Source organism: Frankia sp. RB5 (genome assembly GCF_059816245.1).
Window position 1 is genome coordinate 20,512 of record NZ_JCBATA010000050.1, and the last position, 22,642, is coordinate 43,153.

22 protein-coding genes and 1 pseudogene are annotated in these 22,642 nt (G+C 73.3%); 13 read left to right on the forward strand and 10 right to left on the reverse strand.

Annotation, left to right across the window (positions count from 1 at the left end; genetic code table 11):
* Window positions 1–87: 87 nt before the first annotated feature.
* A complete protein-coding gene (locus tag AC6EXY_RS23375) occupies window positions 88–1,098 on the reverse strand; it encodes an AraC family transcriptional regulator (protein ID WP_499842408.1) in 1,011 nt (336 codons plus the stop codon).
* A gap of 49 nt (window positions 1,099–1,147) precedes the next feature.
* Between AC6EXY_RS23375 and AC6EXY_RS23380 the strand changes: the two genes are divergently transcribed.
* The gene (locus AC6EXY_RS23380; RefSeq protein ID WP_499818141.1) at window positions 1,148–2,266 is read left to right on the forward strand and encodes an aldo/keto reductase; all 1,119 of its coding nucleotides are present in this window, start codon (window positions 1,148–1,150) and stop codon (window positions 2,264–2,266) included.
* 114 nt (window positions 2,267–2,380) lie between these two features.
* Here AC6EXY_RS23380 and AC6EXY_RS23385 read toward each other — a convergent pair whose 3' ends face one another.
* Window positions 2,381–2,614, reverse strand: a complete 234-nt coding sequence (locus AC6EXY_RS23385; RefSeq protein WP_499818142.1) for an SbtR family transcriptional regulator — start codon at window positions 2,612–2,614, stop codon at window positions 2,381–2,383.
* Here AC6EXY_RS23385 and AC6EXY_RS23390 point away from each other — a divergent pair.
* Entirely contained in the window at window positions 2,609–2,821 is a 213-nt protein-coding gene (locus AC6EXY_RS23390) for a nuclear transport factor 2 family protein (RefSeq protein WP_499818143.1), read from the forward strand. The two genes, AC6EXY_RS23385 and AC6EXY_RS23390, sit on opposite strands and share 6 nt — an antisense overlap.
* A 17-nt stretch (window positions 2,822–2,838) precedes the next feature.
* Here AC6EXY_RS23390 and AC6EXY_RS23395 read toward each other — a convergent pair whose 3' ends face one another.
* Window positions 2,839–3,591 carry an SDR family NAD(P)-dependent oxidoreductase gene (locus tag AC6EXY_RS23395; protein ID WP_499818144.1) on the reverse strand — a complete coding sequence of 251 codons (753 nt, stop codon included), beginning with the start codon at window positions 3,589–3,591 and terminating at the stop codon, window positions 2,839–2,841.
* A gap of 144 nt (window positions 3,592–3,735) precedes the next feature.
* Between AC6EXY_RS23395 and AC6EXY_RS23400 the strand changes: the two genes are divergently transcribed.
* From AC6EXY_RS23400 to AC6EXY_RS23425, 6 genes and pseudogenes are all read left to right on the forward strand, one after another.
* Entirely contained in the window at window positions 3,736–4,365 is a 630-nt protein-coding gene (locus tag AC6EXY_RS23400) for a TetR/AcrR family transcriptional regulator (protein ID WP_243407157.1), read from the forward strand.
* Window positions 4,366–4,684: 319 nt separating this feature from the next.
* Window positions 4,685–5,785: a competence protein CoiA family protein gene (locus AC6EXY_RS23405; RefSeq protein WP_499842409.1), complete on the forward strand. Its 1,101-nt coding sequence runs from the start codon at window positions 4,685–4,687 to the stop codon at window positions 5,783–5,785.
* 387 nt (window positions 5,786–6,172) lie between these two features.
* Window positions 6,173–6,376 (forward strand): annotated as a pseudogene (locus AC6EXY_RS23410) (nuclease-related domain-containing protein); the annotation flags it as partial.
* A gap of 1,018 nt (window positions 6,377–7,394) precedes the next feature.
* Window positions 7,395–8,234, forward strand: coding sequence for a 3'-5' exonuclease (locus AC6EXY_RS23415; protein ID WP_499818145.1), 840 nt, complete (start codon window positions 7,395–7,397; stop codon window positions 8,232–8,234).
* 64 nt (window positions 8,235–8,298) lie between these two features.
* A complete protein-coding gene (locus tag AC6EXY_RS23420; RefSeq protein ID WP_165818217.1) occupies window positions 8,299–8,757 on the forward strand; it encodes a toll/interleukin-1 receptor domain-containing protein in 459 nt (152 codons plus the stop codon).
* Between the two features lie 176 nt (window positions 8,758–8,933).
* Window positions 8,934–9,524, forward strand: coding sequence for a peptidoglycan-binding domain-containing protein (locus AC6EXY_RS23425; RefSeq protein WP_499818146.1), 591 nt, complete (start codon window positions 8,934–8,936; stop codon window positions 9,522–9,524).
* 352 nt (window positions 9,525–9,876) lie between these two features.
* Here the strand turns inward: AC6EXY_RS23425 and AC6EXY_RS23430 are convergent, their stop codons facing one another.
* Window positions 9,877–10,152, reverse strand: coding sequence for a hypothetical protein (locus AC6EXY_RS23430; protein WP_133150885.1), 276 nt, complete (start codon window positions 10,150–10,152; stop codon window positions 9,877–9,879).
* Between AC6EXY_RS23430 and AC6EXY_RS23435 the strand changes: the two genes are divergently transcribed.
* The 5 genes from AC6EXY_RS23435 (at window position 10,124) to AC6EXY_RS23455 (ending at window position 15,489) form a co-directional block, all read left to right on the forward strand.
* On the forward strand, window positions 10,124–10,570 hold the full coding sequence (locus tag AC6EXY_RS23435) for a pentapeptide repeat-containing protein (RefSeq protein WP_499818147.1): 447 nt from the start codon (window positions 10,124–10,126) through the stop codon (window positions 10,568–10,570). The genes AC6EXY_RS23430 and AC6EXY_RS23435 overlap by 29 nt on opposite strands.
* A complete protein-coding gene (locus AC6EXY_RS23440) occupies window positions 10,567–11,025 on the forward strand; it encodes a WD40 repeat domain-containing protein (RefSeq protein WP_101835717.1) in 459 nt (152 codons plus the stop codon). The genes AC6EXY_RS23435 and AC6EXY_RS23440 overlap by 4 nt, the downstream gene beginning before the upstream one ends.
* A gap of 425 nt (window positions 11,026–11,450) precedes the next feature.
* Window positions 11,451–13,115: a carboxylesterase/lipase family protein gene (locus AC6EXY_RS23445; RefSeq protein ID WP_499818148.1), complete on the forward strand. Its 1,665-nt coding sequence runs from the start codon at window positions 11,451–11,453 to the stop codon at window positions 13,113–13,115.
* A 137-nt stretch (window positions 13,116–13,252) separates the two neighbouring features.
* A complete protein-coding gene (locus AC6EXY_RS23450) occupies window positions 13,253–14,473 on the forward strand; it encodes an aminotransferase class III-fold pyridoxal phosphate-dependent enzyme (protein ID WP_165818656.1) in 1,221 nt (406 codons plus the stop codon).
* A complete protein-coding gene (locus tag AC6EXY_RS23455) occupies window positions 14,470–15,489 on the forward strand; it encodes a D-2-hydroxyacid dehydrogenase (RefSeq protein WP_499818149.1) in 1,020 nt (339 codons plus the stop codon). The genes AC6EXY_RS23450 and AC6EXY_RS23455 overlap by 4 nt, the downstream gene beginning before the upstream one ends.
* Window positions 15,490–15,504: 15 nt before the next feature.
* Here AC6EXY_RS23455 and AC6EXY_RS23460 read toward each other — a convergent pair whose 3' ends face one another.
* The 6 genes from AC6EXY_RS23460 to AC6EXY_RS23485 all read right to left on the reverse strand — a co-directional run bounded on the left by AC6EXY_RS23460 (window position 15,505) and on the right by AC6EXY_RS23485 (window position 22,642).
* Window positions 15,505–16,731 (reverse strand): phosphonoacetaldehyde reductase, encoded by a 1,227-nt coding sequence (locus AC6EXY_RS23460; RefSeq protein WP_499818150.1) that lies wholly within the window; start codon window positions 16,729–16,731, stop codon window positions 15,505–15,507.
* Window positions 16,728–17,879 carry a phosphonopyruvate decarboxylase gene (gene aepY / locus AC6EXY_RS23465; RefSeq protein ID WP_499818151.1) on the reverse strand — a complete coding sequence of 384 codons (1,152 nt, stop codon included), beginning with the start codon at window positions 17,877–17,879 and terminating at the stop codon, window positions 16,728–16,730. Before aepY ends, AC6EXY_RS23460 begins: the two co-directional genes overlap by 4 nt.
* Complete coding sequence (locus AC6EXY_RS23470; RefSeq protein ID WP_499818152.1) at window positions 17,879–18,739, reverse strand: isocitrate lyase/phosphoenolpyruvate mutase family protein; 861 nt, start codon at window positions 18,737–18,739, stop codon at window positions 17,879–17,881. Before AC6EXY_RS23470 ends, aepY begins: the two co-directional genes overlap by 1 nt.
* A gap of 86 nt (window positions 18,740–18,825) precedes the next feature.
* Complete coding sequence (locus tag AC6EXY_RS23475) at window positions 18,826–19,842, reverse strand: C-terminal binding protein (RefSeq protein ID WP_499818153.1); 1,017 nt, start codon at window positions 19,840–19,842, stop codon at window positions 18,826–18,828.
* Window positions 19,839–21,248, reverse strand: coding sequence for a helix-turn-helix domain-containing protein (locus tag AC6EXY_RS23480; protein ID WP_499818154.1), 1,410 nt, complete (start codon window positions 21,246–21,248; stop codon window positions 19,839–19,841). The genes AC6EXY_RS23475 and AC6EXY_RS23480 overlap by 4 nt, the downstream gene beginning before the upstream one ends.
* 92 nt (window positions 21,249–21,340) lie before the next feature.
* Window positions 21,341–22,642: an MFS transporter gene (locus tag AC6EXY_RS23485; RefSeq protein ID WP_499818155.1), complete on the reverse strand. Its 1,302-nt coding sequence runs from the start codon at window positions 22,640–22,642 to the stop codon at window positions 21,341–21,343.

A 22,642-nucleotide genomic window follows, 5' to 3' on the forward strand; every position in this document is an offset into this window, starting at 1 on the left:
GCCTCCTCCCGCGAGGTTCCTGGACGGCGGGTCGCGACCCTCCAGGCGGCCCGTCGTCCAGGAACCTCGCCTGCCGCACGACCCGCCTCAGGGCAGGCGGCGCTCGGGGCGTCCGGCGTCGGCCGTCGTCGCGGCGGCGCGCAGCCGGATGGCGTCCTGGCCGGGTGGGACGCCGAACTGGCGGCGGTACTCGCGGTTGAACTGCGACGGACTGTCATATCCGACCAGATGACCGACGCCCGCGACGTCGCCCGCGCCACCGACCAGCAGCACTCGGGCCTCCTGGAGCCGGATCCTCTTCTGGAACTGCAGCGGGCTCATCGCGGTGACCGCGCGGAAGTGTCGGTGGAACGCCGACGGGCTCATCGCGGCCAGCCGGGCGACGTCCTCGATCCGCATCGGCTCGGCGTAGTTGTCGCGAATCCAATGAATGGCACGCCGGACGTGGGACAGGCCGCTGTCGGCCAGGCCGATCTGCCGAACCATGGCACCGTGCGGGCCGGTGAGCAGCCGCCAGAGGATCTCCCGCTCGACGAGCGGCGCGAGCACAGCGCGGTCGGTGGGACGATCGAGCAACCGCAGCAGCCGCGCCACCGCGTCCAACAACTGCGGCCCGGCGTCGCCCGTGGCGATCGCGTGCTGCCGCGCTTCGGCGGCGCCGGCGCCTCGCACGACGGGCGGGATCTCCAGCAGCAGCGGCGCGAGGACGGCGGGCCGCAGCGCCAGCCCCACGCCCAGCGCCGGGCTCGTCGGGCTCGCGCCGAGGAAGTGGCCGGTGACCGGAAGATCGGCGGCCACGACGAGACACTGCCCCGCTCGGTACTCGTAGGTGTGCTCGCCCAGCAGCAGCCTCTTGCCGCCCTGGGCCAGGACGACGAGCAGCGGCTCGGTCAGCGAGTAGTCGGGTTCCGCCGTCTCGACCCGCGACAGCAGCAGCCCGTCGATCTCCGTGCGCAGGTCCGGCCGGGCCCGTGCGGCGACGATCGCGCGGATCTCGGCCAGCAGCTCCGGGGCGTTCAGCACGTCCTCAGCCAACCACGCCAGGCCGAGCGATGCCGGTCCGATCCGCTCGATCTCAGTAGGATCAGGCAAGACCACGCGCGGATTCGCCTACCCCGAGGTCCTCCGCCCGCGTTTACATGAACGCATGCCACTCGATCACTCCGCCACGCCGGACCGTCCCGCCGCTCTGGACCAGTACGTCACCCTCGGTCGCTCGGGGCTGCGGGTGAGCCCGTTCGCCCTTGGCGCGATGACGTTCGGGGAGGATCCCGGCGGCGCCGGCTGCGACGTCGAGGAGTCGCACCGGATCCTCGACGCCTACCTCGACCGCGGCGGGAACTTCCTCGACACCGCGAACTTCTACACCAACGGCCATTCCGAGGCGATCCTCGGCGACTACCTCGCCAGGCGTCCGGGGCGGCGTCAGCATGTCGTCCTGGCGTCGAAGTTCTTCACGAACATGTACCCCGGCGACCCGAACGGCGGCGGCGCCGGCCGCGGCGCGATCCTCGCCCAGCTCGACGAGACCCTGCGCCGGCTGCGCACCGACTACCTCGACCTGTACTGGCTGCACAACTGGGACCGCAACACCCCCGTCGAGGAGACCCTGCGCACCCTCGACGACCTCGTCCGCACCGGCCGCGTCCGCTACCTCGGCTTCTCCAACACCCCCGCCTGGTTCACCGCCCAGGCGCAGACGACGGCGTTGCTGCGCGGCTGGACGCCGCTCATCGCGCTGCAGGTCGAGTACTCGCTGCTCGCGCGGACCGTCGAGGGCGAACTCGCGGGCCTCGCCGACGACCAGGGCATGGCGCTCGTCCCGTGGAGCCCGCTGCGCAACGGCTTCCTGTCCGGCAAGTACCGCCGTGGCGCCGAGGTCACCGACTCGGCCCGGTCCACGTATGTCGGCGGCCCGAGCGAGGCGGACTTCGTGGTCATCGACGCCGTCACCGCGATCGCCGACGACCTCGGCACGACCCCCGCGGCGGTGTCGCTCGCCTGGCTGCGCTCCCGCCCCGGCACCGTCGTGCCGATCGTCGGCGCCCGCCGCGCAGACCAGCTCACCGCCAACCTCGCCGCCGTGGACGTCACCCTCTCCCCCGCCCACCTGCGCAACCTCGACGACATCTCGGCCCCGACGCTCGACTACCCGGCCCCGATGCACGGCGAGTTGCGCGCGATGCTCCAGTTCGCCGGCACCACCGTCGACGGCGAACCCTCCACCGTCTACCCCCCACTCCGCCAGAGCCCCGTCCGTTACTGATCCGCCGGCCAGGCCGGACTCGCGGCACTGGCGACGGCCACTCCTGGCTCCGGAGCCGGCGAAGCGTTCCCGCGGTAACACGCTTTTTCGCGATTGTGGCGGTGGGCGGGGCCGTCAGGTGGATAGGCCGGCGAGGATGACGTCGATGGCGCGGGCGAGCACCGGCGGCGGGGTGGGGGTGGTGGCGGTGACCTGGGCCAGGCCGCGGATCAGCAGGTAGACCTCGTCAACCGTCACGTCGCGGCGGATCTCGCCGGCCTCACCCCGGCGCGGCTGCGCGAGCACTTCGCCGCCACGGACCAGCTCGGCGGCGTCGACAGCTTCGAACCGACGAACACGGTCGTGCACCGCACCACCGACCCCGAGGTCGTGGTCGTGGTCGTCGAGTTCGCCTACGCCGCCACCCGCAGCAGCGACGGCGCCGCGTTCGAGGTGCCGAACATTTTCGTCGTCCGCGTGCGGGACGGGCAGATCATCGAGTCCCGGGACTACGGCGACCACGCCGGCTTCGCCCGCCTGTTCGGCCCACCGGAGGCCCGCGCAGCGACCCGGTGACCTCACCCGGCGATTGGTCAGATGGCCGCCCGGCCGCCGTCTACGGACAGGATGGCGCCATGGATGTTGGACGCGGCGTCACCCGCGAGGAAGAGCACGGCGGCCGCGACCTCCTCGGGGGTGCTGGGGCGACGGGACGGCAGGCCGGCGATGAGCGGCGCGAGGTAGTCGGCCATGGCCTGGACCTTCTCGGTGGTGGTCGGCCCCGGCGCCACCGCGTTCACCCGGACGCCCGAGGGCCCGTACTCGGCCGCCCAGGACTTCGTCAGTGAGTGGATCGCGGCTTTGGTGGTGCTGTAGAGGGCGGAGCCGCTGGAGCCGAACAGGCCGCTGATCGAACCGAGGTTGACGATCGCGCCCCGGCCGCGGTCCGCCATCGGCGGGGCGAGCAGCCCGGTCAGCAGGAACACCGCCCTGACGTTGACGGCCAGCGCGCGGTCGATCGTCTCCTCGGCGACCTCGGCGGTCGGGGTCGGATCGAGCAGCATGGCCGCGTTGTTCACCAGGATGTCGAGCGGCCCCCCGGCGATGCGCTGCGCCTCGGCGGCGAGGCGTCGCACATCCGCGCTGTCGGCCAGGTCGGCACGGACGAACTCGGCGGCGCCGCCGGACTCGGCGATGGCGGCGGCGACCTTCTCGCCGCGCTGCGCGTTCAGCCCGCTGACAACGAGACGCGCGCCCGCAGCGGCGAGACCGCGGGCGATGGCGACGCCGATGCCGTCGGTGGATCCGGTGACGAGAGCCGTGCGTCCGCGCAGATCGGTGCTCACGATCGGGCCTTCCTGTCGGTGTGGCGGGGCGATGCGGTCGCCACCCTGCCGAGATAAAATTGGACTTGCAAGTCCAGAACGGCGGGACGCAGGGCGCCTGGGAGGGCTCGGCACTCGCGAGGCACAGGTGAGGCGGAGGCGCTGGTGACCGGGCTGACACCGAAGGGCGCCGCCACGCGGGCGCGCATCGTCGAGGGCGCGTCCGCGGTGATCCGCGATCTCGGCGTCGCCGCCGCGACGCTGGACGACATCCGGGCCCACACCCGGACGAGCAAGAGCCAGTTGTTCCACTACTTTCCCGGCGGCCGCGAGGAGCTGCTGCTCGCGGTGGCCCGCTTCGAGGCCGAGACGGTGCTGCGTGACCAGCAGCCTCAGCTCGGCAACCTCACCACGTGGGACGGCTGGACAGCCTGGCGGGACACGGTCGTCGAGCGCTACCGCCGCCAGGGCCGGCGCTGCCCGCTGCACGTCCTGACCGCGCATCTCGGCGCGACCTCCCCCGGTTCGCAGGCCGTCGTCACCGAGCTGATGCAGCATTGGCAGGCCGAGATCGCCACCGGGGTACGCCACCTGCACGACGCGGGCGAGATCGACCCTCGCCTCGACGCCGACACGGTGGCCGCCGCCATCCTCGCCGGCATTCAGGGCGGCGTCGTCATCCAGATGTCCACCGGCAGCACCCGCCATCTGGAGGCGGCACTCGACTCCGCCCTCGACCATCTGCGCACCAGCCGGCTCGGTGCCAGCCAGCTCGGTGCCAGCCGCAGCCGCTGACATCCAGACGGGGCCGTGGAGGGAGCAGGCGTCGAGCGTCGTCGACACGTTTGGGCAGCGACACGACTACCCTGCCCGCCGTCGACTGGCGTCGCAATTCCTCGGCCGGAAGATCATCCTTCTTCTCCACTCATCAGGACGGGTATCGAGGTCGTAGGCAGGACATTGCCGCTCCTTCAGGGATACCTGCGATCGCTGTACGCGTATGCTCGGGAGGTCGACCCGAGGAGGATTCTTCGATGACGCCAGGGGGCGGCTGGGCGCGGAAAGCGATACTGGCCATCACGGCCCCCGCACTCGGACGAAAGCAGCACGGCGCGTGGTAGCCCTGGTGAGGCATGTCGAGTCCGGGGCCATCCTTGACTTCGGGGAACCCGATCTCGGCGGCCCGAACGAGTCCACCATCTTCGACCAGTGGCGGGGGCGGCTCACAGGGAAAGATCGAGGGCGATTCGTGTGCGCCCTCGCCGACTGTTCCGCTCCCGACGCCCCTGTCTATTTTCAGCTTCGTGGCAGGACCCGCGTGGCCTGCCACTACGACAGCGGCGTCACGCACCGGGCCGGGACTGGCGTCAGTGACGAGCACAAACGTCAGCAGGACTATCTGCAGCGCAGTGCGGAAGACGCCGGTTACGAAGCCGTGCAGGAGGGACGGCTTCGGAGCAGCCGCCCCGATGTCCTGATCACCGGTGGCCTCGTGCCCGTCGGCGCCGAGGTCCAGCGAAGCCGGCTCACCAAGGAGACGGCCGCCCGCCGTGATTCCCGGACGCGGGCCGCCGGGGTGCAGACCATGTGGCTCCACGGCAATGACCGGCCGCCGGCCTGGTCCGCCGCCGTGCCTTCCCTGGGCACCAACCAGCTGCCCTGGAGCGTCGTCCACAAACGTGGCAGCTGGACAGTCGCCAGCGGCGTCGGCCGTATCCGCCCGCGGCCGTGCACCCTGGAGCACTTCGGTACCTGCCCGGCAGGGCATCTGCGCCATTGCCGCGGTACGCATCCGAAGTACTCGGCGGAGCCGGTGTTCGGCGGCCTCACCGTCGACCGGCTGGCCGAACTCGTACCGGAAAGGAAGCTCCTCTCGGTACGTTTCCGCGGCCGGCATCACTACTGGGTACCGGCGAACGATGCACAGGTGTACCTGCAGGTCATCGCCGCCGAGAGAGCGGCGCCCCCGAGACCCGGCCGGCTACGCGGCGCGGGTTCCCACGCGCGTTGCGACCGGGACCATTCCGGCGCGCTCGCCGTACTACCGGTGACATCGGTGGTCCTCGACTGGAGCGACGACTCACACTGGTCCGAGATCTCCGCGCCGTGTATCTACGGCGACGGCGACACCAACCTCCTCGATGATCACGGTCGCGCCTGCCACAAGGTCTGCGCTGAGCGTTGGTACGTGAGCGGATCTCCTTCTACCGCCTGAGCCGCCGCGACCGGCCGCGAGTCCCCCGGCCCGCCGACGGCTTTCCGAACGTCCATTCGAAAGATAGCGGTAGCGCTACCCAAGCCCAAAGGAAGCAAATCTTAGCTAAAGGCATCCTTTTGCTGCATACTTGCTCCTGACCCAGGGTGAGGAGGCTGTGACGTGCCCGCGAACGGATCGCCGACAGCCACTCCTCGCGACGCCACGCCCGACCTCAGCCGGCCGCCGTCGGCGCTCGGCCGGGCGGTCCAGCTCGGCCTGGACATCGACGGGGTCCAGCGCCAGATCACCCATTACGAGCAGGTCCTGTCCGTACTGCGCCGGCAGCAGGAGAACTGGGCGGCGGGGGCCCGCGGCGAGCAGGACGTCGTGCAGGTCCTCGTCGGCATGGACGACGCCCGCTGGCATGTCCTGCCGGACAGGCGATGGCCCGGGACGCGCAGGGCCAACATCGACGTGATCCTCGTGGGCCACGGCGGCGTCTTCGTCATCGACGTGAAGAACTGGCGCGAGGCGACCGTCGAGGATGGCCGGCTGCTGCGCGGGGACGCGGACGCCTCCGACCACCTGGTGAAACTCACCGACCAGACGGTCGCGGTCGAGGATGTGCTGATCGCGGCGGGACTGCCGCCGACCGAGGTCGTGGCGATGCTCGTGTTGGCGGGGCGGCGCAACATCCGCCACCAGCTCGGCCGCATCGTCCTCCTGGGCGAGCAGGACCTCGCCCGCGACCTCGCACGCCGTGGCGCCCGGCTGTCCCCCGAGCTCGTCGAAAGGGTCAAGGAAGAGCTTGATCAGGGCTGCCCGCCCATGCCACGGGACGACCCCCCGCCCCTCTCCCTCCCGGCAACGCCGACGCCGGCACGGCCGGCTGCCTCCACACCGCGGCGGGGACGCCGCCCGGTGAACGGTGCCGGTGCTGGTGCTGGCAGGCCAGCCGCGTCCGCACCGCGTCCGCTGCCCGCCGCCACGCAGGCCGAGCAGGAGGAGCTGTTCAGCCGGGACGAGCTGTGGCAGGAGCTGCTGGACGCGGCGGGCCGGGAGCCCATCGAGGGCTGGATGACCTGGCTGCATCCCACGCAGGCCCGCCTGACCAGCCGCACCTATTCGGGTCCGGCGCGCATCCGCGGTGCGGCCGGCACCGGCAAGACGGTCGTCGCGCTGCACCGGGCCAAATATCTCGCCGCACGCGGAGAGCGGGTGCTGTTCACCACGCTGGTGAAATCACTCGGGCCGGTGTATCGCGCACTGATGGCCAGGATGGCTCCGGAGCACGTCGACCGGATCGAGTTCATGAACGTGCACACCGTCGCGAAGCGTTGCCTGGAGGAGAGCGGCGAGACCCGACCGTACGACGAGAAGGCGGCCGGGACCTGCTTCTGGCGCGCGTGGGCCCAGGTCGGGCAGCATTCCGAACTCGCTCGTCTCGGCCTTCCCCTCGACTATTGGAAGGAGGAGGTCTTCGTCGTCATCAAGTCCCGTGGCCTGACCGACGCCGAGCAGTACGCGCGGCTGTCCCGGGTGGGGCGCAGCACGCCGCTGCAGCCCGTCCACCGGCGCGCGGTGTGGGCGCTGTTCGAGCGGTACGAGAAGCTCCGGGAGGAGCGCCGTGTCCTCGACGGCGGGGACCTGCTGCGCCTGGCCCGCGATCACGTCCGCGCGCAGTCGGATGCGGGGGGGCAGGCGCCGGTACGACGCGGTGATCGTCGACGAGGTGCAGGACCTGGGCTGCGTCGCCGTCCAGTTGCTGCACGCGTGCGTCGGCGACCGGCCCGGCGGTCTGCTCCTCGTCGGCGACGGCCAGCAGACGATCTACCCCGGCGGCTTCACCCTCGCCGAGGCGGGCATCTCCGTCGTCGGGCGGTCCACGGTGCTCACGCGCAACTACCGCAACCGCGAGAACATCGTGCGCTACGCCCAGGCGGTCGTCGGCGACGACAGTTTCGACGATCTCGACGGTGTGCAGGAACGCGGCCGTCGCGAGGTCGAGGTGGTCCAGCACGGCGGCGAGGTCCACGAGGCCGCCGTGGCGGACAGGGCGGCGCAGGAGGCGGCGCTGTGCGCGCACCTGACCCGCCTGCACACCGAACGGGACGCCCGCTTCGGAGACATGGCCGTCCTCGCCCCGACGAATGCCGAGGCCGCGACCTGGTTGCGTGTTCTCCTCCGGAACAGGATCCCGGCGGTCTCGCTCGAGTGCTATGAGGGAGGCGGCAACCCGTCCGTCAAGGTCGGCACCTATCACCGGTCGAAGAGCCTCGACTTCACCCACGTCGCGCTGCCCGACCGAAACCTTTTCCCGCCGCCCCGGCAGCCGTCGGAGTCGGACGACGGATACCGCGAACGCCTCCGCCTCGAACGCCGCCAGCTCTTCGTCGCCATCACCCGCGCCCGCGACACCCTGTGGGCCGGCGTCCGCCCGAACCCGAACGACGCACGCCCGGCATAAGCCGGTCACCCCGCCGACAACCCAGCCGGCAGGATCAGCGCCGGATTGTGGCAGGCTGCCCACTGTGGGGGATCGTGGGGGAACATCAGGTCATCGCGACTTCTTTGTCTGCGGCGCGGACAACGCGACGGACCGCGTCTGGGCCGCGTGGATCGCCTGGACCCTGGAGGCGGCGCAACGCGCACCCGCCGCCGGATCCGACAGCCTGAGCCCGGAGCCGTTCACCACATTCCTGGAGCTGTGGGACTCCGTCGGCGGCGACAACATCGCCCGACGGGTCGACGAGGGGCTGCGCCGGTCGCGCCGCGTGCTCGTCGTGCTGTCCCGCACTCTCCTGGCGCAGACCGCGGGCACCTCGCAGGCGACGTGGCTGGCCGCCTGGCGCAAGGACCCCGATGGCGCGGCCCGCCAGGTGCTGCCCGTACGCGTGGACGACTGCGATCCCGACGGTCTGCTCGGCGGCATCCCCCGCCGACCTCTACACCCCGTCCTGACACCGGTCCGCCAGCTTGTCAGTCCGTAGCCGTGGATGGACGCGTCGGTCGGTCCAATCACCCTCGGGGTCGTCGTAGATCGAGTAAGCTCCGGGCTGATCGTCGGGAACCGATCATCGGGGGGTTTCCTCGCGGCACGTCAGTCGCTGGCAGGTCGGGTGACGGCTGTTCGCATGGATTCCATCGGATTTGCGAAGCAATCGGGGTGGCGCGCATGAGGTTCACTCGTATTGTCGGACGTCGTCTTGCCGCGGTCGGGATAGCCGCCGCACTGGCCGTGGGCGGTGTTGCCACCGCCGCGTCCCCAGCTCACGCGACGACGGTCACGTCGCCGGCACGGACGCACATCACCCTGGAGATGAGTGAGTGCGGCCTGATGTATGTGGGCACGGTCGGGTCCTGCATCATCAGCCTCCAGACGTGGATGAACTGGGCGGTGGGCACCAAGGTGTCGCTGGCCCCCATCGACGGGGTCTACGGGCAGACGACCCTCACGCTGGTGCAGGCCTTCCAGCGCCGCTATGTGCCGAGCGTGATCCCGGATGGCCGGTTCGGTGACCGGTCGCGCGCGGCGTTGAAGGACTGGTTCGTTCGCGGCGCCACCGCCAAGCACGGCAGCGGCCTACCCTGTAACACCGCCCTTGGCTGGGGTTGCGATTCCGGTGCGGCCGTTCCCGGACTCGGCCTCGGCGCGAAGGGCGAAGCCGGAAAGACGTTCATCTGCGCCGCCGCCGGCGAACTCCCCGGAGTTTATGGAAGATTCACCGGCGTCTTCTGCGACGTCCTGCTCTCCTGACCTTTCCACCAAGGAGCGCATGGCGTGACCCCTGTCAGCCGAGAAGGCTGGCGACCATGGGTGCGGGGATCGCCCGGACCGGGTGGTCGAGGTCGAGGACTCCCGTTCACCATCTCGGCTGCGGCGCACCGCGCGATTCGGATCGTCGCTGCGGCGGGTCGAGCAGATCACTCGGCTCCGCTTTCCGCAGGCCGAGCTTCAGGCCGTGAATGCGAGTCCGACCGCGCCCGCGCACCTGTGGCTGAGGGACCGCGACCACGACGGGGTTCACCACCGAGCGGGTCGTCCTGGTCTGCGAGGACCCCCTCAGTCCAGAGGTCGTCAACCGGGTGTCCGAGCAGGTCGCCGGCCGCTATTCGACGGGCGTCACTGGGCCATCGAGCTGCGCGACCTCGACAAGTCCCACAGCCTCGACCAGCTCGTCGCCTCCCACCTCGCCGGCGCGGACGAGGACCGCTTCGACCTGGCCGCCTTCCACTACCTGCTGCGCGAGGGCCGGATCGCGCTGTTCTTCGACGGCTACGACGAACTGGCCGTCCGCGTCACCTACGCCCGCGCCACCGAGCACCTCACCACCCTGCTCGCCGCCGCGCAGGGCAGTGCCAAGGTCGTCGTCACCACTCGGCACGACCCTCGCGGAGGGTCTGGCGGAGCAGATCATCCTCGACCGCTCGGCGTCCGCGACAGCCAACGCGAACGCGCTCGTCCTCGTCCTCGTCCTGCGGATCGACGCACGGCTGTCCCGGCCCGCCAGCCTCGGCCACGCCCAGCTCGCCGGCCAGGACCTGTCCGGCCGCGACGTGTCCCACCAGGATCTGCGCGGCGCCGACCTGCGCGGCGCCGACCTCACCAACGCGGGCCTCGCCCACACCGACCTCACCGACGCCGACCTGACCGGCGCGCGTCTGACCGACGTCGACCTGCGAGCCACCGCAGCCTTCACCGACACACGCTGGACCGGCGCGCTCCTCCTCGGTGGGCATGCCCCAGCGGACCCACTCCTCAGCGTCGCCGTACGTGCCGGCCAGCAGACACCCCTACCGTGATCGCACCGCAGATCAGCTCCGTCATGGCGATCGCCTGCGCCCCCGACGGCCAGACCCTCGCGCTTGCCTGCGGCTCCGCCGTACTCATCGCCGACGCCCACGACGGCACAGTGCGCCGCGTCCTCACCGGCCACCTCGCCATGATTTCCACGATGGCGTTCTCCCCCGACGGCCACACCCTCGCCACCAGCGCCGATGACAACACCATCCGCCTGTGGGACGCCACGCTGGCCGAGGAGATCGCGATCCTGGTGCCACTGCCGGACGGCGGTCACGCGGTTGTGCTGCCCGACGGCTCGTACTCCCTGGACGGGGAGGCCCAGGGGCGGTTCTGGTGGGTGATCGGGAACCACAGGTTCGAGGTGGGCGAGCTCGACGACCACGTCCCCGCTGTGCGCCGGCTCGCCCCCGGCACACCGATTCCGCGGCCGCAGGCTTCCCGGCCGCAGCGCTGACGCCCGAACGGGCCGTGAGCGGTGGGTGCCGCAGGCGGCGTCGGATACGTTCCGCGGAACGCGGTGAGCCATCCGGTTCCCCGCCCGGCGGCCCCGCGGGCCTCCCGGGCGGGTCCAGGCCTACCCCGAGGTTCGGGAGTTACGCCCCGCGTTCAGGCATCCGCCGAGCGACAGGATCGTCTCTGGGACGAGACGTGATCGCGGCGGCGCCGACGCGTGGCCGCCAAGGTGGAGGTCGGACGATTATCAGGATCGACGCCGGACGACCCGCTGGGGACACCGGTCGCCCGGAGGCGACGGCAAGCCCGGCTGGACGCTCCGATGCGACGACGGGCCCAGCCGGGCGACGTGGCGCGACGACGAGCCGAACCGCGCGCCCGTGGATGCGCCGGCTCGCCTCGCTGGCGGCCGCGGCGACGCTCGCCATGAGCACGAGCCTGGGCCTGGTCGGCTGTGGCGACGGCCTGGCGACGGCGCACGCCGAGGACAGGGTGAACGCTGCCCCAGCCGGCGGGGACCAGGCGGTGGACACGACGGAGGTGGGGACGGACGCCGGGCCGGTGGTGGGGACGGTCGGCCGGGCGGTGCGGACGTTTCAGGGGATTCCGTATGCGGCGCCGCCGGTCGGGGAGCTGCGGTGGCGGTCGCCGCAGCCGGTCGCGCCGTGGAGCGCGCCGCGGGACGCCACCCGGCCGGGGCCCACCTGCGCGCAGTCGGTGGGGTTCATGGGTGACCGGCCGAGCGACAACGAGGACTGCCTGTACCTCAACGTGACCGCCCCGGGCGGCCAGACCGCCGCGACAACACCGCGCCCGGTGCTGGTGTGGATCCACGGCGGCGGGTTCTACTCCGGCTCGAGCGATCTCTACGGTGCCCGCCAGCTCGTCGAGCAGGGCGGCCTCGTCGTCGTCACGCTGAACTACCGGCTCGGTGTGCTCGGATTCCTCGCCCATCCGGCCCTCAACGGCACCGGCAACGGCGGCCAGGACCAGCGGCTTTCCGGGAACTACGGGCTGGAGGACCAGCAGGCGGCGCTGCGCTGGGTGCGTCGCAACGCGGCGGCGTTCGGCGGTGACCCGTCGAACGTGACGGTCGCCGGCGAGTCCGCGGGCGGGGCGAGCACCTGCGCCCATCTGGCGGCGCCGGGCAGCGCGGGGCTGTTCCAGCGGGCGATCATCCAGAGCGGGCCGTGCACGATGGCGGGCCGGTGGCCCTACCCGGGCGACTGGCTGCCCCGGCCCCGCGCGACCGCCGAGAAGGCGGGGCAGACCCTGTCCTCCGCCGTCGGCTGCACGTCCAGGTCGACGAAGGATCCGGCGGCGGCGTCCGTCGCGGCGTGCCTGCGCCGGCAACCCGTGGCCGGGCTGCTGGCGGTGACCGCCGGTGGGCAGGGGTACGGGCCGGTGGTGGGCGGCGGGGTGCTGCCGGTCAGCCCCACCGAGGCGCTCACGTCCGGCCGGTTCCCGAGGGTGCCGGTGATGCAGGGGACGACCCGCCAGGAGCACCGCACGTTCGTCGCCGGCGAGGAGTTCTACACCCGGCACGAGGCCACCAGCGTGGACTACACCGCGACGATCGCCGCGGTGTTCGGCCCGACGAAGGCCGCCAGGGTCTTCGCCCGCTACCCGGTGAAGGACTATCCCTCGCCGTCGCTGGCCCTGGCCGCGGTGTGGACGGACTACACCTGGGCGGCGCCCGCGCTCGACACGTCCCGCCTGCTCGCCCGGCAGGTCCCGACGTACGCCTACGAGTTCGCCGACGACGGCGCGCCGTGGGCGTCCCAGCCGCCGCGGCCGAGCTTCCCGACCGGCGCCGCCCATGCCAGCGAGCTGCAGTACCTGTTCGACAACGCCCAGTACACCGGCCCGCTCACCGTGGACCAGCAGCGCCTGTCCGACGAGATGGTCGGCTACTGGAGCCGTTTCGCCCGCACCGGCGATCCCAGCGGCCCCGGCGCCCCCACCTGGGCGCCGTTCACCCCGTCCACCGGCACGACCGTCCTGGCTCTCGCCCCCGGAGCGAACGGCACCGCCCCCGTCGACCTCGCCCGCGAGCACAACTACGACTTCTGGCACTCCCTCACCGGTTGACGCCCGCATATCCGATAGCGGGCCGTCATAGACCGATTGTGATTGCCCGGCGCGGGACCATGGCGCGCCGGCGGCGGCTCATAGTGGGCCGGCGGGTGCGACCGAGCACCGGGTTCGGCTGGGCCGGAGGAGCTGCGGTGACCATTGTCGAGGCGGCGCCGCGTACCGCGGAGCGATTCCAGAGTCGGCTGGACGAGGGGGGCGTGCTCGACCGGCGCTACACGCTGGCCCACGCCGACAATGCCACCCTGGACCTGGTCGACACCGACGGCCGGGCGCACCGGTGCACCGACTTCATGTCGGCCTACGCCGCGGTCAACTTCGGCCATCGCAACCCGTCGATCGAGCGGGCGCTCGCCGCCTCGTCCGACCTGACCGGGCTCTTCCACGGGCCGGAGGCGGAGCAGGTGGCGCGCTGGCTGTGCGGCCGGCTGCCGGCGCCGGACAGCCGGCGGGTTCTCTACCAGGTGGGGGGCAGCTTCGCGGTCGCCGCGGCGCTGGCGCTGGCGCGGCGGCGCCGGCCCGGCCGGGTGATGTCGATCGACGGTGCCTTCCACGGTCTCGGGGTGGACGCGGCGGCGCTCACCAGCGTGCAGCGCGCCTTCTCGCTGCACGACACGGGTTTCGCCGACCGGCTCGCGCCCGAGGTGGTGCACCTGCCGGTCGGTGCCGTTCCCCGCGACTGGGACGACGTCTCCTGCCTGATCTACGAGCCGGTGCAGGGCGCCGGCGGGTATGTGCCGCTCGACCGGGACTGGCTGGGCGAACTGACGGCCGCCGCGGCGGCGGCCGAGGTGGTCACCATCGCCGACGAGATCCAGTGTGGGTTCTTCCGGCACGGGATGTTCAGCCCGTCGGCGGCCTGGGGTCTGGACGCGGACATCGTGCTGTACAGCAAGTCGCTGACGAACGGGATGTACCCGCTGTCCGCCGTCGTCTACCGGCGCTTCCTGGAGGCGGGCGCGGGTCCCCTCTACCTCGCGCACACCTTCCAGACGGGCACCCTGGGCACCGCCGCCGCGCACGAGGTCACCCGCTTCATCGACGGCACGGACGTGACGGGCCTGGCCGCGGCCGTCGGTGCCCGGCTGACGGAGCTCGCCGACCGGCTGCGAGCGGCGGGGCTGGCACGGGCCGTGCACGCGGTCGGCCCGTCGCTGTCCTTCGAACCGACCGCGGTCGCCAGCGGGGATCTCGTACGCCGGGCGTTCGCCGCCGGCGCGCTCGTGTTCAGCGGCGGTCGCCACGGCGAGCGCATCCGGATGGCGCCGCCGCTGACCATTCCGGACGCCCAGCTCGCCGAGGGCATCGAGCTGGTCTGGTCGGCCGCGGGCGGCGGCCGCGCCGGGGGACGGTGACCGCGCCCGTCCCGCCGGCCAGGCCCGACCCGCCGGCCAGGCCTACCGTCGCGGTGCTGTGCGCGGACCGGCGGCCGCCCGGGATGCGGGAGGTCGAACGCGGCGCCGACGTCCGGTACACCACGGCCGACCGGCTCGCCGGCGACCTGCGCGGCGCGGACGCGCTGCTCGTCTGGGACTTCCGCTCGAGCGCGCTGGAGGCGGCCTGGCCGGCCGCGGACGCGCTGCGCTGGACGCACGTCGCCAGCGCCGGGGTGGACGCCGTGCTGTTTCCCGCGCTGCGCGACAGCGACGTCGTGCTGACGAACTCCCGGGGTGTCTTCGAGGGCCCGGTCGCCGAGTACGTGCTCGGCCTCGTGCTCGCGTTCGCGAAGGATCTCGCCGGGACGATGGCCGCGCAGCGGGAGCGCCGGTGGTGGTACCGCGAGGCCGAGCGGGTCGACGGTGCCACCGCGGTGATCGTCGGCACCGGGCCGATCGGGCGGGCCGTCGCGCGCACGCTGCGGGCGGTGGGCATGCGGGTCGAGGGTGTCGGGCGCGGCGGGCGCGGCCACGACCCCGACTTCGGCGTGGTGCACGGCCTCGACGCGCTGACCAGGCGGCTCGGGCACGCCGACTACGTGGTCGTCGCCGCCCCGCTGACAGCACGGACCACGGGCCTGGTCGACGCGGCGGCGCTGGCGGCGATGAAACCCTCCGCCCGCCTCATCAACGTCGGCCGGGGCGCGCTGGTGGTGACCGCCGACCTGGTGGCGGCCCTGCGCGCCGGGATCATCGCCGGCGCGGCGCTGGACGTCTTCGACACCGAGCCGCTGCCCGCCGGCTCGCCGCTGTGGTCCATGCCGAACGTCCTGGTCTCGCCGCACATGGCGGGCGACGTCGTCGGCCACCTGCCCATGCTCGCCGCGCTGTTCGTCGACAACTACGGCCGCTGGCGGCGCGGCCTTCCCCTGCGCAACGTCGTGGACAAGTACCTCGGCTACGTGCCCGTCCCGGCCGCCGCGACGCGGGACTGACGGGCGCCGGGCCGTTCAGAGAATCGTGCGCAGTCCGCGCAGCGCGTCGTCGGGGTCCAGGTCGACCGGGTTGTTGCCCGCCCGGGCCCGCGAGCCCAGGCCCGCGCTCACCAGGGCGGTGAGCGCATCAGGACCGACACCGTAGTCCCGCAGCCGTGGCGACCAGCCGTAGCGGGCGAACGCGTCGCCGAGATGGTCGGCCGGCTCGCGCTGCCCACGGCCGAGCAGCTCGTCGACGGCCGCGAGGCGTGCGGCGAACTCCGGCGCCGTGCCGGGCCGGCGGGCCACGGCCAGGTGGTGGGTCAGCAGCCACTGGAGGTTCAGCAGGCAGGCCACCCCGTGAGGGACGCCGTACCGCGTGGTCAGCCCGTAGGCGAAGGCGTGCGCCGCCGTCGTCCGGGTGAGATCGATGGCCCGGCCCGCCGCGAGCGCCGCCGCCGCCAGCGCCGCGCGCCGCGCCGCGCCGCCGTCGGCATCCGCGCCGCCGTCGGCATCCGCACCGGCAACGACGGACGAGGCGCAGGCGGCGTCCGCGGCCGTGGGGGGCCGCAGCAGCAGCGGGACGAGCGCGTCCAGCGCCTCGCGCGCGAACTCCCGGGACCGCGGGGTCGACCGCCGGCTCCACCAGGACTCGACGGCGTGGCACAGCGCGTCGAAGGCGCAGCTGCCGACGAGGCCCGCCGGGCAGGTCGCGGCCAGGTCGGGGTCGACAAGGGCCACGTCGGCGAGCACGGCCGGGTGGTCCAGCGACAGCTTGGTGTGGCCGTCGAAGACCGTCGCGAACCGGGTGACCTCGGCGCCGGTGCCGGCGGTGGTGGGCACGAGCACCAGCGGCGGGCGCCGCGCCGCCGACGGCTCCCAGCCGGTCCCGCGCAGCGTGGCGCGGGCCCGCACGTCGTCGGCGGGCAGCAGCCGAACGGCCTTGGCCACGTCGAGCGCGCTGCCGCCGCCGATCCCGACGATCACCTCCGGTCGCCAGCGTTCCCGCACCCGCGCGCCCTCGACGACGTCGGCCAGGCGCGGGTTGGGGGTGAACGCGGAGAACAGCGCGATCTCACTGCCTGCCAGCAGGCCCTCGACCCCGACAGCCCGCCACGCCCGGGCACTGGCCACCACCAGCACGCGCCGCCCCGCGCCCACCATCCGCGGCAGCACCGAGATCGCACCAGGCGCGCGGACCACCCTCGGCGTCCCACCCGGCACGCGCGTCGCCCCCAGGTCCACGTCGAAGGTGTCGGTCATGGCGCGACCGGCGTCGCGGACGTCTCCGCGAGCCAGGCGTGGAAGCGGCGGTGCAGGTCGGGGGCGCTCACCGCGGAGGTCGCCCGGGGCGGGGCGGTCCCGCCGTCCGTGGCCGCCACCCGTACGACAAGCAGGTGCGGGCCTGGACGGGCGAGCATCCCCCGCAACTCCGAGTGCGCGTCCTCAGGCCGCGCGCAACCACGCACCGCGCGGTACCCGCAGGCCAGTGCCACCGCGGCGAGGTCCGTCGTCGGCGAGGTGGTCGCCTGCGCGCCGGTGGACGCGTAGGTGCCGTTGTCGAACACGACGTGCACGAGATTCGGCGGCGCCGTCGCACCGATCGTCGACATCGTGCCCAGGTGCATGAGTGCCGCGCCGTCGCCGTCGAGGACGACCACCGGCCGGCCAGCGGGCGCGGTCCACGCCAGGCCCAGGGCGACGGCGGCGGCGTGCCCCATCGAGCCCTGCATATAGAAGTGGTTGGCGGCGTCGCCCAGCGCGAACAGCTCGCGGGAGGTGTAGCCGGTCGTCGCGACCACCGGCAGGCCGCGCAGCTCGGGCAGCAGCGCCCGCAGCACCTCCAGCCGGGACGGCGCCCGCGACGCCTCGCCCGCGGGCGCGGGCGCTGGCACTGGCACTGGGGCGATCGGGAGCGCGGAGCCGACCGCGCCCTTCTCGACGAGGACGAACGCCGGGCGGCCGCGGGCCAGCTCGTGCTCGGTCTCGTCGAGGATCGTGTCGAGGCCGTCCGCCCCGCGGCGCAGCAGCCACCAGGCGGCACCGAGCGCGTCGAGCAGTCCGGCGGTGGCCCCGCCCATAACCGCGTGCTGGGGCTCGTCGCCCGCCGGGTCCGGCCAGCCGCGCAGGCTGACGAACGCGAGCACGGGCAGGTCGTAGGTCATCAGCAGCGAGGCAAGCGGGTTGACCATGTTGCCCAGCCCGGAGTTCTGGGCGAACACCGCGACCCGCGTGCCGGCCAGCGCCCCGCCCGCGGCGATGCCCAGCGCGGCGCCCTCGTTCGCCGCCGGCACGTACCGCCCGGCCCGCGAGTACACCTCGATCGGGCCGGCGAGGTACGAGCACGGCACACCGGTGGCGGCGGTGAAGCCGCGCGTGCGGAGCACGGCGCAGAACCGCTCGGCGTCCATCAGTCGTCCAGCTCCTGCCACTGACGCAGCCGCTGGAGCGCGAAGACGTCGGACAGCGACGCGAGCGAGGGCTCCAGGTCCGCCGACCCGCCGCGGGTGACGATCGCGTCGAAGGTGGTCCGCAGTGCGTCGATCGTCGCCCGCAGGCCCTGGTTGGCGTAGATGACGAGGGACGCGCCCGCCTTGACGGCGTCGTCGAAGTGCCACCCGGGATAGGTGGTCGGCACCAGCACGATCGGCACCCGCCCGTCCCACCGGTCCAGGAACGCCCCCACCTGTGCGTGCGTCGGTTCCTTGGAGTGGACGAGCACCGCGTCCGCGCCGGAGTCGGCGTACGCGTGGGCGCGGTGCAGCGCCTCGTCCACGCCGAGGCCGCTGATCAGCGCCTCCGTGCGGGCGATGACGAAGAAGTCGGCGCCGTGCTGGACCCGCTTGGCGACGGCGATCTTCCGCGCGAACGCGGCGGTGTCGAGCAGGTCCTGCTGGCCGGGCGCGAAGCTGTTGAGCTTCGGGTAGAGCTTGTCCTCGATGCAGACCGCGGTGATGCCCGCCGCCTCGTACTCGTGCACCAGGTAGGCGACGTTCATGGCGCCGCCGAACCCGGTGTCGCAGTCGGCGACGACGGGGACGCCGACGCGGCGCTGGATGTGCACCGCGGCCTGCAGGTAGTCGGTCATCGTCAGCAGACTCGCGTCGGGGACGCCGCGGGCCGCGGAGATGCCGAGGCTGGACGCCCAGACGGCGGCGAACCCGGCCTGCTCGGCGAGCACCGCGCCCAGCGCGTCGTGCACCCCCGCGGCGCGGGCGGCGTGCCCGTCGGCCAGCACCTCCCGTAACGTCCTGGTCGTCGTTCTGCGCATCGCGTGTCCTCCACCGGGCATGTCGCGTCGGTTCGCTTCGCTGGGTCGGGGGCTGCGGGCGGGGGTCGGGGGTCGGGTGCGCGGGGTCAGGCGACCCGGCCCGCGGGCGGCGGGGCGTCGTCACGCAGGACGTGCGCGACGCCGTCGGCCACCCGCCGGCGCAGGCTCGCCTCCGACTCGGCGGACAGGAACGCCCGGTGCGCGGTGACGATGACGTCCGCCCGGCGCAGCAACGCCCGGCCGACCTCGTCGTCGTTCGGGTCCTCCGGGGAGAACACGTCCGAGGCGAATCCGCCGAGGCGCCCGTCGCGCAGCGCGTCGAGGACGGCGGGCAGGTCGACGAGCCCGCCGCGGGCGGTGTTCACCAGCAGCGCGCCCGGCCGCGCCGCGCGAAGCACGTCCCGGTCGACGAGGCGGGTGGTCTTGGCGGTCAGCTCCGGGTGAAGCACGACGACGTCGGACGCGGCGAACAGCTCCGCCGTCGACGCGCAGGACGTCACGCCGTGGCTGGCCATCAGGTCCGCCGGCACGTACGGGTCGTACGCGAGGACCCGCCCATAGCAGGCGTGCAGCTTGCGGCTGGTGGCGCGCCCGATCCGGCCGAAGCCCACGATGCCGGCGGTGAGCCCCGCGGTGCGCCGGGGGATCCGGCCGGCGTGGATGTTCCACGCGCCGTCGCGCACCAGCCGATCCTGGACGCACACGCCGCGTTCGAGGGCGAGCGCGAGGGCGAGGGTGTGCGTGCTGACCTCGTCGCCGCAGTAGTCGGGCACGTGGAAGCCCCACAGCCCGCGCGCCCGCAGCAGCTCGGCGTTCAGGTTGTCGAGGCCGACGCCCTGGCGCGCCACCACCCGACAGGACGGACCCACCGCGTCCAGCAGCCGGGCCGTCACCCGGGCGCGGTAGACGACCAGCGCGTCCGCGCCGGCGACGTGCCGCTCGAACTCCGGGCCGTCGAGCAGGAAGCGGCCGTCGCGGCGCACGCCGAGGCCCAGGTCGACGCCGTCGCCGAGAGCGGCGCGCTCGATCGTCGCCAGCGCCGGGTCGAGCGCGCCGCGCCCGTCGACGGCCCACGCCGGATCCGTGTAGACGACACGCGTCACGCCGGCACCCCGCTGCGGGCGTCGTAGCCCCAGGCAAGCCGGTCGCGCCGGCCGCGGCGCAGCGCCCGTCCCGCCTCGAACGTGTTGGACAGCTCCAGGTGGTCCTGGTAGGACAGGTGCGGCCCGCTGCCGAGCTTCACCAGCGAGCCGTGGCCGGTCCAGCCGTGCGCGACGAACGGCGGCACCCACACGCTGCCGTCCGCGCCCAGCCGCGCCCGGCCGGCCGCGCACCCACCGTCGCCTCCCCCGCCGGCGTCGCCTCCCCCGCCGGCGTCGTCCCGGCGCCACCAGAGGGTCACGTCGCCGTCGAGGACGAAGTAGTGGGTCTGCGTGGTGTCGCACAGGTCGAGCGGCGCACGAGCGGCGGTGGCGCTGACGTCGACGGGTGTGCTCGCGTCGGCGTCGACGCGCAGGTACAGGCCGGTGAGGTCGGGCAGGTGCGGGGCGGCGGCGAGGTCGGCGACCTGGTAGCCGCGGAAGGGGCGGATGCTCGCCACGCTGTCCTCGACCGAGCAGAACGTCTTGCCGACCTCGTCGTGCTGGCGCCGCGCGGGCAGCAGGGTGCGGTAGTCGGTGGCGAGAACGGCGGCGATCGCGCGCAGCTCGTCGAGGGTCAGGTCGGCCAGCACGGCGAGCCGGTCCCGGGCGATGCCGGTGCGCCGGGCGAGGCTGGTCAGGTCGTGGCCGCGGCGGGCCAGGGCGTCGCGCAGGACCGCGGCCGGCGAGCCGTCGGCGGCCATGGCCACCATCGCCTCGAAGGCATGGTCGGCCCAGGCGTTCGCCTCGGTCAGCAGCGCCCGCAGGCCGGATTCGCCGGTGTAGGAGATGATCCGGGCCGGGCGGTCGGACGCGAGCGCGTAGGTGTGCGGGCAGAAGGACGGCTCGACGTAGGAGTCGCCGGTCACCCAGGGCACGGCGGGGGTGCCCGCGCGCATCTGCCGCCACGTCGCCGGCGTGAGTTCGCAGCCCCAGCGGCCGCGGATGTCCCCCGGCCCCAGGTTCACTGTGATGGCGGGTTCGAGGTGGCCGTTGTTGAGCGCGGGGAGCCGACCGGCGGGACAGAGGATGTCCAGGATGACCGGCGCGACCCGGCCGAGCGGCGCCGCCATCGTGTAGTAGTTGTAGAAGGCGATGCCGTCCCGGGCCACGACGCGGCGGGTCGCGCGCAGCTCGGCGGCGGTGCGGACCACCACGTCGGTCGCGGCGGTGCTCCCCCGCAGCTGCGGGAGCTCGATCTCCAGGTGTCGGGCCAGGGCTTCGGCGACCTCGTCGGCCAGGTCGAGCTCGTCGGCGGCGAGCAGCCGGCCGAACTCCTCCACCTCGAGATGGAGCCGGTCCGCGAGCTCGTGGCTCGTCATCTTCCGGACGTTCATCCAGTGCACAACCTTGAACACGTCGACCAGCACGTCTCGCCGCTCCTCGATCACGGGCGTTCGGCTTCGGCACACTCGGCTTGGGGACACTCGGGGTCGGAGTGCGGGGACTCGGGCTCAGCGGCTCACGGTCGGGCTCCCGCGATCTGGGGCCCGCCGACCGGCTGGCCGACCGGTCGCGGCGCCAGGGGGACGTCGCGCAGGTCGCGGACCGCCGGGGTGAGCAGCGGGTGCAGCGCGCAGGTCGCGATGAGGCCGCCGGCGACGATTGTCAGGGCGAGCCCGGCCCGTTCCCCGAGGGCGGCGACGAGGACGGTGGCGAGCCCGCCGCCGAGCAGGGACCCCAGCGGCAGGGTTCCCCACGCGATCGTGCGGATGGACGCGAGCACCCGGCTCTGCAGCTCCGGCGGCGCCAGCACCTGGCGGGCGGTCGCGACCTGGCTGTTCCAGATCGGCAGCCAGGGCGCGGCGGCCGCGACGATCACGCCGAGGACGAGCGCCGGGTGACCGAGCAGCGCCAGCGGCACCAGCAGCCAGACGAAGCCCTCGCCGGCCGTGCACAGCAGCGTCCGCCCGTAGCCGAGGCGGCGTGTCACCAGCCCCGCCGTCGACGCGCCGAGCACCGCCGTCACCGCCCCGACGGCGAGGATCAGCCCCATGGTGCCGACCGACAGGTGCAGCGCACGGTAGGCGTACAGGTAGATCGCCGTCTTGGTCATGGTGATGCCGAGGTTGCGCGCCGCGGCGCTGAGCGTGAGCGGCCGCAGCACGTCGTGCGCGAGGACGAACGCGAATCCCTCGCGCAGCCGGGCGGACGCGGTGTCCCGCGACGCGCGGGGCCGTACCGCCGGCTCGCGGGTGCGCAGCGCCGACACGCCGGCGATCGAGCCGGCGAAAGACAGCGCGTTGAGCGTCACCGCGGCGACCGCTCCGAACGCGCCCGCCAGCGCCCCACCGAGTGCCGGCCCGACGACCTGCGACGTCGTCCGGGAGAACTCGACCGCGGCGTTGCCCCGGGGCAGCCGCGCGCCGGGCAGCAGCAGCGGCAGGTACCCCTGCAGCGCCACGTCGTACACCATGGTGAAACAGCCGCTGACCGCGACGACGAGCAGCAGCTGCTCGATCGTCAGCATCCCGTGGTGCTGGGCGAGCGGGATGCTCAGGTAGAGGCCGAGCCGCGCGACGCCGGCCAGCAGCATCATCCGGCGCCGGGTGTACCGGTCCACGAGCAGTCCCGCGCCGAGCCCGGCGACGGGGTACGCGACGTAGGTGGCCATCGTCAGCAGCCCGACCTCGCCGGTGCTGGCGTGCAGGGTGAGGATCGCGAGCGTCGGCACGGCGAACGTGGCGACCCGGTCGCCGAGCAGGCTGATGGACTCGCCGCACCACAGGACGCGGAAGTCCCGGATGCCGGGGTCGGTGGTCAT